Origin of the sequence: Mesorhizobium sp. M7A.F.Ca.US.008.03.1.1 (genome assembly GCF_003997495.1) — a bacterium.
Lineage (GTDB): Bacteria > Pseudomonadota > Alphaproteobacteria > Rhizobiales > Rhizobiaceae > Mesorhizobium.
The window spans coordinates 1-13,834 of sequence record NZ_RZRU01000017.1 but is presented as its reverse complement, the minus strand read 5'-3'; the positions used below and the strand labels follow the sequence as shown (position 1 = coordinate 13,834).

The 13,834-nt window shown below is 61.4% G+C and carries 15 protein-coding genes; 12 read left to right on the top strand and 3 right to left on the bottom strand.

Translation table 11 applies throughout. The features are described from left to right. The first annotated feature begins 117 nt into the window (after positions 1-117). On the top strand, positions 118-2,097 hold the full coding sequence (locus tag EOA16_RS21980) for a bifunctional 2',3'-cyclic-nucleotide 2'-phosphodiesterase/3'-nucleotidase (protein ID WP_127260149.1): 1,980 nt from the start codon (positions 118-120) through the stop codon (positions 2,095-2,097). Positions 2,098-2,130: 33 nt separating this feature from the next. On the opposite strand, the gene EOA16_RS21975 is transcribed toward EOA16_RS21980, so the two are convergent. From EOA16_RS21975 to EOA16_RS33665, 3 genes are all read right to left on the bottom strand, one after another. Then, entirely contained in the window at positions 2,131-3,132 is a 1,002-nt protein-coding gene (locus tag EOA16_RS21975) for a glycerophosphodiester phosphodiesterase family protein (protein WP_127260148.1), read from the bottom strand. A gap of 121 nt (positions 3,133-3,253) precedes the next feature. Next, positions 3,254-4,510, bottom strand: a complete 1,257-nt coding sequence (locus EOA16_RS21970) for a cyclopropane-fatty-acyl-phospholipid synthase family protein (protein WP_127260235.1) — start codon at positions 4,508-4,510, stop codon at positions 3,254-3,256. Then, entirely contained in the window at positions 4,455-4,796 is a 342-nt protein-coding gene (locus EOA16_RS33665; protein ID WP_348630361.1) for a DUF1365 family protein, read from the bottom strand. Before EOA16_RS33665 ends, EOA16_RS21970 begins: the two co-directional genes overlap by 56 nt. 59 nt (positions 4,797-4,855) lie before the next feature. On the opposite strand from EOA16_RS33665, the gene EOA16_RS33565 reads away from it, so the two are divergent. The 11 genes from EOA16_RS33565 to EOA16_RS21915 all read left to right on the top strand — a co-directional run. Next, complete coding sequence (locus EOA16_RS33565; protein ID WP_263495447.1) at positions 4,856-4,990, top strand: hypothetical protein; 135 nt, start codon at positions 4,856-4,858, stop codon at positions 4,988-4,990. A gap of 100 nt (positions 4,991-5,090) precedes the next feature. Further along, positions 5,091-5,381 (top strand): Dabb family protein, encoded by a 291-nt coding sequence (locus EOA16_RS21965; RefSeq protein ID WP_127260147.1) that lies wholly within the window; start codon positions 5,091-5,093, stop codon positions 5,379-5,381. A 116-nt stretch (positions 5,382-5,497) separates the two neighbouring features. After that, a complete protein-coding gene (locus EOA16_RS21960) occupies positions 5,498-6,385 on the top strand; it encodes a VOC family protein (protein ID WP_127260146.1) in 888 nt (295 codons plus the stop codon). Then, a complete protein-coding gene (gene kdsA / locus EOA16_RS21955; protein ID WP_127260145.1) occupies positions 6,382-7,242 on the top strand; it encodes a 3-deoxy-8-phosphooctulonate synthase in 861 nt (286 codons plus the stop codon). The genes EOA16_RS21960 and kdsA overlap by 4 nt, the downstream gene beginning before the upstream one ends. 96 nt (positions 7,243-7,338) lie before the next feature. Continuing rightward, a complete protein-coding gene (locus EOA16_RS21950; RefSeq protein ID WP_127260144.1) occupies positions 7,339-7,542 on the top strand; it encodes a dodecin family protein in 204 nt (67 codons plus the stop codon). An 86-nt stretch (positions 7,543-7,628) separates the two neighbouring features. Beyond that, entirely contained in the window at positions 7,629-7,994 is a 366-nt protein-coding gene (locus EOA16_RS21945) for a PRC-barrel domain-containing protein (RefSeq protein WP_127260143.1), read from the top strand. A gap of 482 nt (positions 7,995-8,476) precedes the next feature. Continuing rightward, positions 8,477-9,751, top strand: a complete 1,275-nt coding sequence (gene eno, locus EOA16_RS21935) for a phosphopyruvate hydratase (RefSeq protein WP_127260141.1) — start codon at positions 8,477-8,479, stop codon at positions 9,749-9,751. 276 nt (positions 9,752-10,027) lie between these two features. After that, positions 10,028-10,351, top strand: coding sequence for a septum formation initiator family protein (locus EOA16_RS21930; RefSeq protein ID WP_027038975.1), 324 nt, complete (start codon positions 10,028-10,030; stop codon positions 10,349-10,351). Between the two features lie 194 nt (positions 10,352-10,545). Next, entirely contained in the window at positions 10,546-11,583 is a 1,038-nt protein-coding gene (pdhA, locus tag EOA16_RS21925) for a pyruvate dehydrogenase (acetyl-transferring) E1 component subunit alpha (RefSeq protein ID WP_127260140.1), read from the top strand. Positions 11,584-11,598: 15 nt separating this feature from the next. After that, complete coding sequence (locus EOA16_RS21920; RefSeq protein ID WP_127260139.1) at positions 11,599-12,984, top strand: pyruvate dehydrogenase complex E1 component subunit beta; 1,386 nt, start codon at positions 11,599-11,601, stop codon at positions 12,982-12,984. Between the two features lie 18 nt (positions 12,985-13,002). Next, on the top strand, positions 13,003-13,834 hold an 832-nt coding region (locus EOA16_RS21915; RefSeq protein WP_127260138.1), incomplete at its 3' end, for a biotin/lipoyl-containing protein.

Below are 13,834 nucleotides of genomic sequence, written 5' to 3'. Positions count from 1 at the left end.
ATCTGTTGCTGATCGAGTGGCGGCTTCATGCGCGCGACTTGTTGAGTGGACTTGAGCGGGTTTCAGAGCGAAATTCGCTTTCGGGGCAGGGCTTGTCAGGTTGTCGAAGGAGAAAACATGTCGCAACTGCTCCGTCCCGTTTCCCGTCGTGATCTCCTTGCGGGCGCCGCCGCCACAGGGGCACTGATCATGCTGCATCCGTTCTCAGCCAGGGCTCAAGGTAACCAGGCGCATCTGCGGATCATGGAGACCACCGACATCCATGTGAACGTGCTGCCTTACGACTACTACGCCGACAAAGCGAACGACACGATGGGCCTGTCGCGCACGGCTTCCCTGATCGACGCAGTGCGCAAGGAAGCCATCAATTCGATGCTGATCGACAATGGCGACCTGCTGCAAGGCAATCCGATGGGTGACTACATCGCCTATGAGAGGGGGCTGAAGGACGGCGACCTGCATCCGATCATGAAAGGCATGAACCTGCTCGGCTACGAGTGCTCGACGCTGGGCAATCACGAGTTCAACTACGGCCTGTCGTTCCTGGACAAGGTACTGGCCGGCGCCAATTTTCCCTTCGTCTGCGCCAATCTGATCCGAGGCACCGAGCTTGCCGCGAACCCGCGCGACGACAAGCTCTATCTGAAGCCCTACGTCATCCTCGACAAGAAGATCAAGGACGGCTCGGGCGCCGAGCAGCCGATCAGGATCGGCATCATCGGCTTTGTGCCGCCGCAGATCATGGTCTGGGATCTCAAGAATCTGGAGGGCAACGTCAAGACACGCGACATCGTCGAGGCGGCCAAGGCCTGGGTGCCGCAGATGAAGGAGGAGGGCGCCGACATCGTCATTGCGCTGTCGCATTCCGGCATCGACGTGAAGCAGGGCGACACGATGGAGAACGCCTCGTTCTTCGTCGCCGGTGTCGACGGCATCGATGCGGTGTTCACCGGTCACCAGCATCTGGTGTTTCCCGGCAAGAAGGATTTCCAGTCGCTCGATGGTGTCGACACGCAAAAAGGCACCCTGCAGGGCAAACCCGCCGTCATGGGCGGCTTCTGGGGCTCGCATATGGGGCTGATCGACCTGATGCTGGAACGCGACGGGTCGAAATGGCAGGTCGTTTCAGCCACTTCCGAGGCGCGGCCGATCTTCGAGCGCGTCGACAACAAGAACAAGCCGACTGTCCAGGACGACAAGCGCATCATCGCGGCGCTCGAGCAGGACCACCAGGCGACGCTGGCCTATGTGCGGCGTCCTGTCGGCAAGACCTCCGCGCCGCTCTATTCCTATTTCGCGCTGGTCGCCGACGACCCGTCGGTGCAGGTCGTCAGCCAGGCGCAGACCTGGTACCTCAAAGACATTCTCAAGAACACGCAATGGAAGGATGTGCCGCTGCTGTCGGCCGCCGCTCCGTTCAAGGCCGGTGGGCGCAACGGCGCCGACTACTACACCGACGTGCCGGCCGGCGACATCGCCATCAAGAACGTTGCCGACCTCTACCTCTATCCCAACACCGTGCGTGCGGTCGAAATCACCGGGGCGCAGGTCAAGGAATGGCTGGAAATGTCGGCCGGCATCTTCAACCGGATCGAGCCAGGGAAGGCCGATCAGGCCCTTATCAACACCGACTTCCCATCCTACAATTTCGACGTCATCGACGGTGTGACCTATAAAATAGACCTGTCGCAGCCGTCGAAATACGATGCCAAGGGCGGGCCGGCTAACGCTGGCGCCAATCGCATTGTCGACCTGAGTTTCGATGGAAAAGCGATTGATCCCAAACAGAAATTCGTCGTCGCGACCAACAACTACCGGGCCGGTGGCGGCGGCAATTTCCCCGATATCAATGCTTCGAAGATCATCTACGAAGCACCGGACACCAATCGCGACGTCATCGTCCGCTATATCGTCAGCGAGGGCACGATCAACCCGTCGGCGGACGGCAACTGGTCGTTCGCGCCGCTGCCTGGAACCAGCGCCGTGTTCGAAACCGGCGCCAGGGCGAAGGATTTCATTGCGCAGGTGAAATCGCTGAAGATCGAACCGGCGGGCGAGGGCGAGGCAGGCTTCGCGAAATACCGCATCCTGCTTTGAAGGGTGGTTTGTGGGTCGGCTCGATCCAAACCTCTATGGCGTGGATTGAGCCGGCGATGAGAAACGTTCCTTGATCACTGGCATGACAAGATCCAGTGCATCCGTGGAAATGCCGCCGGAATAGCCGTCCGGCAGTTGCTCGATTAGTTCGGGATCATCGAGCCCTTGCGAAAAGTCACCGCCGGTGTAAGGGCCGAGCAGATAGACGCGGCTGTCGACGCCTTGCATGCGATCGAGAAACCGGTTCGGCCAACCCCACATCCATTTCGCGATGTTGACGGGGATGAGCAGAGTGCCTTTGCGGCAAGCATCCGGTACATAGCCGGTCCAACCAATCGCGGTATAGCGCAGGATGCATTGCGTCAGCGATGCGCGGCTTAGCGTATGCATGTCCGGCAGCGCAGCCTTGACCGCGGCAATCGGCTTGTCGCCGCCATAGACCGAGAGATAACCGCGCTCGGCTGGTGCCAGCGTGGCAAGCCATGCGGCCAGCTTTTCGCCTTCGCCCGGATCGTTGCTCTTGACGTTGATGTTGAAGCGGCGGGCCGGGAAGTGCGCCAGAACCTCATCCAAGGATGGCATCATGCCGATACCCTTGCCGCGGAATGGAAAGGTCTTGCCGCCATCCGCGGTGTAGCCATAGCCGACATCGAGGGTCTTCAACTCGGCCATGGAATGGCTGCGCGTTTCTCCCTTGCCTTCCGTGCGGCAATCCAGCGTCCAGTCATGGAGGACGGCGAACTTGCCATCCGTCGTCGGGTGAACATCCAGTTCGAGCGCGTCAGCGCCCAGCGCGAAGGCGGCCTCCATCGAGGGAATTGTGTTTTCGAGGTAGCCATGGCGCGGCGGCAACATGCGACTGGCCGTGCAAGTCTGCCCTGTCATGCCTGCGCGCAAATAGTCCTGGGCAAGGCCGCGATGGGCAAGCATCTCCGGACTGCCGGCGGGGCGGCTTGACAACAGGGAGGTGTTGTTGAGCCAGATTCCCACCGCAGCGACAACAATGACACCGAAGAAGATCGTCCGTTTGCGCATCAGGTGATTTCCGATTCGTCGGTCCCGCGCGGCATCCTGCTTCACGATCGGACTTTTTGACGGCGACGGCGCGGCGATGTCGAGATCATGCTCGACATAGCCTGGTCAAGAGCGTGTCGGCTTACGCCTTGTAGATCACCTGGCGCACGTCGATGTAGCTGGCGCGGAATCCGGCCTCGCAATAATGCAGGTAGAATTCCCACAGCTTCTTGAAGCGGTCGTCGAAGCCCAGCGGGACGATCTTCTCCCATGACGCCCAGAACCGGAGGCGCCATTCGGCGAGTGTGCGCGCGTAGTCGTCCGGAAACACGCGCTCTCGCAGATGGGCGAGGCCGTGATCCTTGCCCAGTGCCTTCAGGATCGACGGCGTCGGCAGCATGCCACCGGGGAACACGTAGCGCTGGATGAAATCCGGCCTTGCGCGATACGTGTCGTAAGAAGCTTCGTTGATGGTGATGATCTGCAGGCCGGCGGTGCCGCCGGGCCTCAGGCATGCCTTCATCTTGCCGAAAAACACCGGCCAGTATTTCTCGCCGACCGCTTCGAACATCTCGATCGAGGCAATGCGGTCATAGGTGCCGGTTTCGTCGCGATAGTCCTGCAGCTTGATGTCGACCTTGTCGGCAAGCCCGGCCTTGGCGATGCGCGCCGTGGCGAAGTCGTGCTGCTCGCGGCTGATCGTCAGTCCGGTGACGCGGCAGCCGATCTCGCGCGCCGCGAATTCGGCGAAGCCGCCCCAGCCGCAGCCGATTTCCAGCACGTGGTCCTTCGGGCCGATTCCTATATCCTTGGCCAAGGCGCGATATTTGGCGGCCTGGGCACTTTCCAGGTCGTTGGCGCCGGTCGCGTAGAGCGCCGAGGAATAGGTCATGCTCGGATCGAGCCATTCCTTGTAGAAGGCGTTGCCGAGGTCGTAATGCGCCGAGATGTTGCGCTTCGAGCCGGTGCGCGTGTTCTGGTTGAACCAGTGGCGAATGCGCTGGACGGTGTTGATCAGCCAGCTGGTGCCGCCCGCGATACGCTCGCCGACGACCGAATTGACCACGAACAGCTCCAGGAAGCTGGTCACATCGGGGCTTTCCCAATCGCCGTCCATATAGGACTCGGCAACGCCGATCGTGCCGCCGGAAAAGGCGCGGCCGGGCAAGCGCCAGTTCTTGAGCACCAGTTCGGCGTCCGGGCCAGGTCCTTTGCCGCCGACGAGGACGGCGCGGCCATCCGGCATCCTGACCTTGAGCGACCCGCGCGGCAGGTTCATCGCCGCCGACAGCACCATGCGGGCCTTGGCCGGCAGGCCCCTGACGATCTCGGCGAAATTGAATTCATCGAGCCGGATCGCATCGCTCAACACTACGCCAAAATGTTCCTTTTGTGCCATCTCGCGCCCCTGGATTTCCGCGATGCCGGCGCAAATTGCCGACCCGCGGTTCTCTTGGATCATTCGCCAGGTCCGAACGCCGTTGCCTTGATCCGGTAGCTGCCCGGTTCGGCGGCGGGCGGGTCGAACGAAAGCGCGTGCCCCTTAACCGGAGCTTCAGCACTTCCCAGTGAATCCCTGCGACAATCTTCCACGTCATGAGGGGGGACTTCAAGAGGCAGGCTGTAAGCGGGGCTGTGCCAAGCGGATTGCTCTCGTTGGCATGGATCCGCCTTTTGCACAGCAAAGGCCGTGCGCGCCGAAAACGCCTATGGCTGCTCCCTTGCTTGTGCGATAGATTTAGCCATGCGTTATGTAATCGTCATCGCCGCCATCGCGTTCTTCCTGATCTGGGACGGCATGTACCGTGAGGGCCGGTATCTCGACGCCACCGTGAGGGGTGTCTCGCACGTCGTGCGATCCATCACCGGCCAGATCTAGCATCCATTCGAACGATCGGCACCCGCGACATCCTTGTCGATTGACGCCACAGTCCTGCCGTCACAAAAGAACCCCGGCATTTTCGATCGAGGAGGCGGCGTTGATCCGGCATATCGTTTTCTTCAGCGCGCGGCGTAAAGAGGATGTCGAGGCCGTGCGCACCGGCCTGCTGGCGCTCGGCGAGATTCCCCATTCCAGCCTGTTCGAGGTCACGCTCAACACCAAGGTCGATCCGCTGTCGGATGAGGTCGACGTGGTCGTCTACGCGGAGTTCGCCGATGACGCCGCGCTGGCCGCCTACAAGGCGCACCCGCTCTATGCGCAGACCACCAGCAAGGTCAAACCGATGCGCGAGCTGCGCTATTCCGCCGATGTCGTTGCCGGAAGCTGATTGAGGCCTTGTCCCAGTTAGTGCCTTTTTCGATGTCCGGTGAACTGGCGGATGAACTAGCCGGGATTGCGATCAAGTCTTGAACCGATTTGCGGAATGATGCACATCGCGGCTGCATGACCCGAACCACCCTTGGCACTCATCCGCTCGATCACCTGGTGCTGCCGACGCAGAGCCTGGAGGTGGCGCGAGCCCGGCTCGCCGCTCTTGGCTTCGTCGTGGCCCCGACCGGCATCCATCCCTTCGGAACGGAAAACTGCTGTGTTTTCCTGGCCGACGGCCCCTATCTCGAACCGCTGGCGGTCGGCGACGAACAGGTGGCGACAAAGGCCATCGCAGACGGCAATGTCTTCGTCACGCGTGATCGCGCCTATCGCGACGGCAACGGCGACGAGGGATTTTCCGCCATTGTTCTAGGTACGGGCAATGCCGATGCCGACCATGCACGCTATGTCGATGCCGGCGTCTCGGCGGGAGACATGCTGGGTTTTTCGCGCGCCTTCACCGACCCGGCCGGCAGAAGCGACATCGCATCGTTCAAGCTCGCCTTCGCGGCCGGAGCCGAAGCCACGGACGCCTTTCTGTTTGCCTGCGAGCGCGTCAACGCGCCTGATGTTGACCGCACGGCTTTGCAGGCCCACGCCAACGGCGCGACCGGAATTGTCGAGATCTTGGCGGTCAGCGATGCGCCTGGAAAACAGCATGGGCTGATTTCCGTGGCGGTGGATGATCCGGCCGCCGACAGGCAGGGCGGCATGTTTCCCTTGCCGAATGCAGATTTGAGCGTGCTTGACCGCGCGGCTTTCACCGCGCGCTTTGGCCTGCCGGCCGGTGCGCCGACAGATCTACGCTTCGCAGCGGTGGTCTTTTCGGTTCGGAACGCCGATGTGACATCGAGGCTGCTTGCAGCCAATTCCGTCCAACACGATATAACGGGCAATGATATTGTCGTGCGGCCCGCACCCGGACAGGGCGCGGCTTTCATCTTCCGGGAGATCCCATGAGCAAGCCGCAAGCGTCCAATTCGATGACGCCCAATCCGTCTGTAACCGTCGGCAATGTCGTCTTCGACAACAAGGCGGCTTTGTCCCTGATCGCCGGCCCGTGCCAGTTCGAATCGCGGCAGCACGCCTTCGACATGGCCGGCGCGCTGAAGGAACTGACCGGCAGGCTCGGCATAGGCCTCGTCTACAAGACCAGCTACGACAAGGCCAACCGCACCTCGCTGTCGGCGACGCGCGGCGCCGGCATGGACGCGGCACTTCCCGTCTTCGACGAACTGCGAAAGGAATTTTCGCTCCCCGTGCTGACCGATGTCCACACCGAGGAGCAGTGCGCCATCGTCGCGCCGCATGTCGATGTCCTGCAGATTCCGGCTTTCCTGTCGCGCCAGACCGACATGCTGGTCGCCGCGGCGAAAACCGGCAAGGTGATCAACGTGAAGAAGGGGCAGTTCCTCGCCCCCTGGGACATGAAGAACGTCGTCGCCAAGATCACCGGATCGGGCAACGCCAATGTGCTGACCACCGAGCGCGGCGCGTCCTTCGGCTACAACACGCTGGTCTCCGACATGCGCGCTCTTCCCATCATGGCCGAGATCGGCGCGCCGGTGATCTTCGATGCTACCCATTCGGTGCAGCAGCCGGGCGGGCAGGGGGGCTCCTCGGGCGGCGAGCGCCGCTTTGTCGAGACGCTGGCGCGCGCGGCCGTCGCTGTCGGCGTCGCCGGCGTGTTCATCGAGACCCATGAGGATCCTGACAATTCGACCTCTTCCGACGGCCCGAACATGCTGCCGTTGAAGGACATGCCCGCCCTGCTCGAGCGGCTGATGGCATTCGACCGCATCGCCAAGGGTCTCTAGGCCGGCCATATCCTCTGTTGAGCGCCGATGCTTGTGGAGGCGCAAGCCGCCTGAACGCTCGACCGGGAAATGAGCGTTTTGGCAGGAGGAAGCTATGTGTCTGTCGCCCGCGCCACCGAAATCACATCGTCGTCCAAGAAGAGCTTTCAGGACGCCATCGAACAGGGAATTGCGCGCGCATCCAAAACCCTGAAGAACGTCGAGGGCGCCTGGATCCAGGACCAGAAGATCGTCGTCCAAGACGGCAAGATTGCTGCCTATCGCGTCAATAGGAAGGTTACCTTCATTCTCGCGGAGTGATCGGTCGACGCCGAAAAAGTCGGGAACCTTCGCCCCCGCCCCTCATTGTCCAAGTATGGTTCGAAACCACAATGAGGAGCACAATGATGACAACCCAGACAGGCCACACCCAAGCCATCGCCGCTTCCCGGGTGATCGGCACATCGGTCTACAACACCGAAGGCACGAGCATCGGCAGTATCGAGGATGTGATGCTCGACAAGATGGCGAACGGCATTATGTTCGCGGTGATCGGTTTTGGCGGCTTCCTCGGCATCGGCGAGAAATATCACGCCATTCCGTGGGCCAGCCTCGATTATGATGAGGACATGGGCGGCTATGTCGTGCCGTTCTCCAAGGAGCAGTTGAAGGCGGCACCCGCCTATTCGATCAACGAACTGACCGACGCGAATGGCGAGACCGCTCGCGACGCATCCTACGAATATTACAAAGTCACGCCTTACTGGCACTGACGGCCCAAAACCAAAAATGGCCCCGTTGCGACGGGGCCGTTTTTGGTTTGATGCGGCAGCTACTCGCTGAGGTGCGAGGGGACCATCGCCTTGGATGGTGACTGCTGATGGTCGCACGACGTCAGGAAGGCCGCCGCGATCAGGAACAGACTCACGATACCACTCAACTGGGACATGGCGAAACTCCTCCTGTTTCGCCCCGCGCGCTGCACCTTAACCGGAAGCCGGCCTGCCGTACATGACTTATGATGACAGCGATTTGCGCTTCGTGAATCGCCTGATGCATATCGCCCAAAAGTGATCCCGGTTTTGGGAGAACGACATGCTTGACAAGAAAAACTTAAAGCGCGGCGACTGAATCCGTTTAAACGCAGCGCACTTTGGGCCGATGCCGCGGCAATAATTGCCAGCCGGCCGATTGCCTTTTGCGGCGCTTTGGCTAAGACGTGCGGCATTCTTCAGATCAATCGAGGACATCGCAAATGACCGCCATCATCGACATTGTCGGGCGTGAAATCCTGGACAGCCGTGGAAATCCGACCGTCGAGGTCGATGTCATTCTCGAAGACGGCTCGATGGGCCGCGCGGCGGTGCCGTCGGGCGCCTCGACCGGTGCCCACGAGGCCGTTGAACTGCGCGACGGCGGCGCCCGCTATCTCGGCAAGGGCGTGCTCAAGGCGATCGAAGCGGTGAACGGCGAGCTGTTCGAGGCGATCGGCGGCATGGAAGCCGAAAACCAGATCCATATCGACCAGACCATGATCGAGCTTGACGGCACGCCCAACAAGAGCCGGCTCGGCGCCAACGCCATCCTCGGCGTGTCGCTGGCGGTGGCCAAGGCCGCGGCCGATGCTTCGGGTCTGCCGCTCTACCGTTATGTCGGCGGCACCAAGGCGCATGTCCTGCCGGTACCGATGATGAACATCATCAATGGCGGCGCGCATGCCGACAACCCGATCGACTTCCAGGAATTCATGATCATGCCGATCGGCGCGCCGACGCTGCGCGAAGGGGTGCGCTGGGGTTCGGAAATCTTCCACACGCTGCGCAAGAAGCTGAAGGATGCCGGCCACAACACCAATGTCGGCGACGAGGGCGGCTTCGCCCCGAATTTGAAGAGCGCGCCGGTGGCTCTCGATTTCATCATGGAATCGATCGAGCAGGCCGGCTTCAAGCCGGGCGAAGAGATTGCGCTCGGCCTCGATTGCGCCGCGACCGAGTTCTTCAAGGACGGCAACTACGTCTATGAGGGCGAGAAGAAGACGCGTGACCCCAAGGCGCAGGCCAAGTACCTGGCCAAGCTTGCCGCCGACTATCCCATCATTTCGATCGAGGACGGCTTGGCCGAGGACGACTGGGAAGGCTGGAAGTACCTGACCGACCTGATCGGCAACAAGACCCAGCTGGTCGGCGACGACCTGTTCGTCACCAACACCGCAAGGCTGCGCGACGGCATCCGCATGGGCGTTGCCAATTCGATCCTGGTCAAGGTCAACCAGATCGGTTCGCTGACGGAAACGCTCGATGCCGTCGAGACCGCGCACAAGGCCGGCTATACCGCCGTCATGTCGCACCGCTCGGGCGAAACCGAGGATTCGACCATCGCCGATCTCGCCGTCGCCACCAATTGCGGACAGATCAAGACCGGCTCGCTGTCGCGCTCGGATCGTATGGCCAAGTACAACCAGCTGATCCGCATCGAGGAAGAACTCGGCAAGCAGGCAAGCTACGCCGGCAAGTCGGTGGTCAAGGGCTGATCCGGAAACGCCGGCTCATCGATACCGGACAAAAGGGCGGGAGCATTCTCGCCCTTTTTCGTTTCGGCGCCGCCAAACAGGCCGCCTGTAACCGTCCGTTAAGCACAATCGGGCGAAAAAGATCGTGAGCCGCCTGAGTTCGCGGCCTAGAGCCGGATGATTTCAGGTCTGTTCGACCTGAAATCTGAATCCGACTCTAAATCAAAGAGATAGAGCATGATGTCGTCCGAAAACCGCTTCACGCTTTTCGGCCTCATGCTCTAGAGGAATCGGGCGATGTGGACGCGTCAGCACAAGCAGAGAAACACCGGCCGGCTGATCATTCCCTCGCTTTGCGTGGCGTTCCTGGCCTATTTCGGCTTTCATGCCTATCACGGCGAATTCGGCATCTACTCGAAATATCAGCTGGAAGCCCAGACTGTTGCGCTGCAAGGCCAGCTCGATGCGATCAAGGCGCGCCGCATGGAACTTGAGCGCCGCGTTCGACTGATGCATGAAGGCACGCTCGAGAAGGACATGCTCGATGAGCAGGCGCGCAAGGCACTCAATCTGTCCCAGGCTGACGAAATCACCATTATGTTGCCGACCTCGGCGAAATAACTGATTTTAAGTTAATCGCCAATATTTTCAATGATTTTAATCGCTTAGGCGCATGCCAGCTATGCAAATTCGGCATGGCGCAACGCTTTAACGCGTGTTAGCCTCCCTAAAATCGGTGGGGAGGAGCTGATCTCCCCAGAGCAGATTTGATCCTGCTCTAATGTCCACGAAGAGACGCCAATAGGGAGTGATGCATGGCCACCGCAGCCAGAAAAGCGCCTGCCAAATCCAAATCCGACGGCAAATCGGGGCTTTCCGCGCCCAAGCCTGTCGAATTCACCAAGGACGAAGAGCTTGCCGCCTACCGGCACATGCTGCTCATCCGCCGCTTCGAGGAAAAGGCCGGCCAGCTCTACGGCATGGGTTTTATCGGCGGCTTCTGCCACCTCTATATCGGCCAGGAAGCGGTCGTCACCGGCATGAAGATGGCGCTGATCGACGGCGATCAGATGATCACCGCCTATCGCGACCACGGCCACATGCTGGCGATGGAGCTGTCGCCGCGTGGCGTCATGGCCGAACTGACCGGGCGTCGCGGCGGCCTGTCGCGGGGCAAGGGCGGCTCCATGCACATGTTCTCCAAGGAAAAGCACTTTTACGGTGGCCACGGCATCGTCGGCGCGCAGGTGTCGCTCGGCACGGGCTTGGCCTTCGCCAACCGCTACCGCGACAACAACAATGTCTCGCTGACCTATTTCGGCGATGGTGCGGCCAACCAGGGCCAGGTTTACGAAAGCTTCAACATGGCCTCGCTGTGGAAGCTGCCGGTGATCTACATCATCGAGAACAACCGCTATGCCATGGGCACCTCGGTGTCGCGCTCTTCGGCGGAAACCAATTTCTCGCACCGTGGCGCTTCGTTCAAGATTCCCGGCATCCAAGTCGATGGCATGGACGTCCGCGCTGTCAAGGCCGCCGGCGACCAGGCGACCGAATGGTGCCGCACCGGCAACGGACCGATCATTCTCGAAATGCAGACCTACCGCTACCGCGGCCACTCGATGTCCGATCCGGCAAAATACCGCTCGAAGGAAGAAGTGCAGAAGATGCGCTCCGACCATGACCCGATCGAACAGGTCAAGGCGCGGCTGATCGAGAAGAAGTGGGCGACCGAAGACGAGCTCAAGACCATCGACAAGGAGGTCCGCGACATCGTCGCCGACGCCGCCGAATTTGCCCAGAACGATGCAGAGCCGGATCCGTCCGAACTCTGGACCGATATCGTATTGTAACGGGAGGGCAAGGACATGCCGATCGAAATTCTCATGCCCGCTCTCTCGCCGACCATGGAAGAGGGCAATCTTTCCAAGTGGTTGAAGAACGAGGGCGACAAGGTCGTCGCCGGCGACGTCATCGCCGAGATCGAAACCGACAAGGCGACGATGGAAGTCGAGGCCGTCGATGAAGGCACGCTTGCCAAGATCGTGGTTCCTGCCGGCACCGAAGGCGTCAAGGTCAATGCCGTGATCGCCGTGCTCGCGGTTGACGGAGAGGACGTCGACAAGGCTGGCGAAGGCATCGGCGAAGAGCCTGTCAAGGCTGAAGCGGCGGGGCCTGCGCCGGCGCCGGCCAAAAGCGAGGCCGCCGCCCCGGTGGCTGCTGCACCAAAGACGGAAATCGCCGCCGATCCGGATATTCCGGCCGGCACGGAGATGGTCTCGACCACGGTGCGTGAAGCGCTGCGCGATGCGATGGCCGAGGAAATGCGCCGCGACGGCGATGTTTTCGTCATGGGCGAGGAGGTCGCCGAATACCAGGGCGCCTACAAGATCACGCAAGGGCTGCTGCAGGAGTTCGGGCCGCGGCGCGTCGTCGACACGCCGATCACCGAGCACGGCTTTGCCGGCGTCGGCGTCGGTGCGGCGATGGCCGGCCTGAAGCCGATCGTCGAGTTCATGACCTTCAACTTCGCCATGCAGGCGATCGACCAGATCATCAACTCCGCCGCCAAGACGCTCTACATGTCTGGCGGCCAGATGGGCGCGCCGATCGTGTTCCGTGGGCCGAACGGTGCCGCAGCACGCGTCGCCGCTCAGCATTCACAGTGCTATGCCGCCTGGTATAGCCACATTCCGGGCCTGAAAGTGGTGATGCCCTATACCGCCGCCGACGCCAAAGGCTTGCTGAAGGCAGCGATCCGCGACCCGAACCCGATCATCTTCCTCGAGAATGAGATCCTCTATGGCCAGTCCTTCGACGTGCCGAAGCTGGATGATTTCGTGCTGCCGATCGGCAAGGCGCGTATTCACAAGACCGGCAAGGACGTTACCATCGTCTCGTTCGGCATCGGCATGACCTATGCGGTCAAAGCCGAGGCAGAATTGCGTGGCATGGGCATCGATGCCGAGATCATCGATTTGCGCACGATCCGTCCGCTTGACCTCGACACCATCATCGCCTCGGTCAAGAAGACCAACCGGCTGATCGTGGTGGAAGAGGGCTATCCGCAAAGCTCGGTCGGCGATCACATCGCCAACCAGGTGTCGCAGCGCGCCTTCGATTTCCTCGATGCGCCTGTAATCACCATCGCCGGCAAGGATGTGCCGATGCCCTACGCGGCCAACCTCGAAAAACTGGCTTTGCCGAATGTCGGCGAAGTCATCGAGGCGGTCAAAGCCGTCACGTATCGCTGAACCGGGCGGGAGGACAAAATGCCAATCAACATCACCATGCCGGCCCTGTCGCCCACGATGGAAGAGGGCAATCTGTCCAAGTGGCTGGTCAAGGAAGGTGACAAGGTTTCGCCGGGCGATGTCATCGCCGAGATCGAGACCGACAAGGCGACGATGGAAGTCGAAGCGGTCGATGAGGGCACGGTTGCAAAGCTCGTCGTTCCCGCCGGAACCGAAGGCGTCAAGGTCAACGCGCTGATCGCGGTGCTCGCCGCCGAAGGTGAGGATGCAGGCGCTGCCGCGAAAAGCGGTGCTGCTGCTCCGGCCAAGGCTGAAGCATCCGCAAAGAAGGATGACGGCCCAAAGGCGCAGGCTCCCACCTCCCCCTCCGATGGGGGAGGTCGCGCCGCAGGCGCGGGTGGGGGTGAACCCACCGCCGCGACCCCCACCCCGGCCGGAAGGCCGGCCGACCCTCCCCACAAGGGGGAGGGTGAAGGCCGCACTTTCGCCTCGCCGCTTGCACGCCGCATCGCCAAGGAGGCCGGCGTCGATGTGTCCGGTGTGACCGGCACAGGCCCGCATGGCCGTGTGGTGAAGGCCGATGTCGATGCCGCGATTGCCGGCGGTGGCGCCAAGGCAGCACCCGCAGCCAAGGCTCCGGCCGGCGCTCCTGCTCCTGCGCCTGCGGTAAAGGCGATGTCGGACGATCAGGTGCTGAAGCTGTTCGAACAAGGCTCCTACGACCTCGTCCCGCATGACAATATGCGCAAGACCATTGCGCGGCGCCTGGTCGAGGCCAAGACCACCATCCCGCATTTCTACCTGACGCTCGACTGCGAGCTCGATGCGCTGCTGGCGTTGCGCACGCAGA

What these genes read in the sequence shown, in the direction of transcription:
- EOA16_RS21980 (WP_127260149.1), top strand. Translation starts at nt 118, where the DNA reads ATGTCGCAACTGCTCCGTCCCGTTTCCCGTCGTGATCTCCTTGCGGGC.
- EOA16_RS21975 (WP_127260148.1), bottom strand. Translation starts at nt 3,132, where the DNA reads ATGCGCAAACGGACGATCTTCTTCGGTGTCATTGTTGTCGCTGCGGTG.
- EOA16_RS21970 (WP_127260235.1), bottom strand. Translation starts at nt 4,510, where the DNA reads ATGGCACAAAAGGAACATTTTGGCGTAGTGTTGAGCGATGCGATCCGG.
- EOA16_RS33565 (WP_263495447.1), top strand. Translation starts at nt 4,856, where the DNA reads ATGCGTTATGTAATCGTCATCGCCGCCATCGCGTTCTTCCTGATCTGG.
- EOA16_RS21960 (WP_127260146.1), top strand. Translation starts at nt 5,498, where the DNA reads ATGACCCGAACCACCCTTGGCACTCATCCGCTCGATCACCTGGTGCTG.
- kdsA (WP_127260145.1), top strand. Translation starts at nt 6,382, where the DNA reads ATGAGCAAGCCGCAAGCGTCCAATTCGATGACGCCCAATCCGTCTGTA.
- EOA16_RS21945 (WP_127260143.1), top strand. Translation starts at nt 7,629, where the DNA reads ATGACAACCCAGACAGGCCACACCCAAGCCATCGCCGCTTCCCGGGTG.
- eno (WP_127260141.1), top strand. Translation starts at nt 8,477, where the DNA reads ATGACCGCCATCATCGACATTGTCGGGCGTGAAATCCTGGACAGCCGT.
- EOA16_RS21930 (WP_027038975.1), top strand. Translation starts at nt 10,028, where the DNA reads ATGTGGACGCGTCAGCACAAGCAGAGAAACACCGGCCGGCTGATCATT.
- pdhA (WP_127260140.1), top strand. Translation starts at nt 10,546, where the DNA reads ATGGCCACCGCAGCCAGAAAAGCGCCTGCCAAATCCAAATCCGACGGC.
- EOA16_RS21920 (WP_127260139.1), top strand. Translation starts at nt 11,599, where the DNA reads ATGCCGATCGAAATTCTCATGCCCGCTCTCTCGCCGACCATGGAAGAG.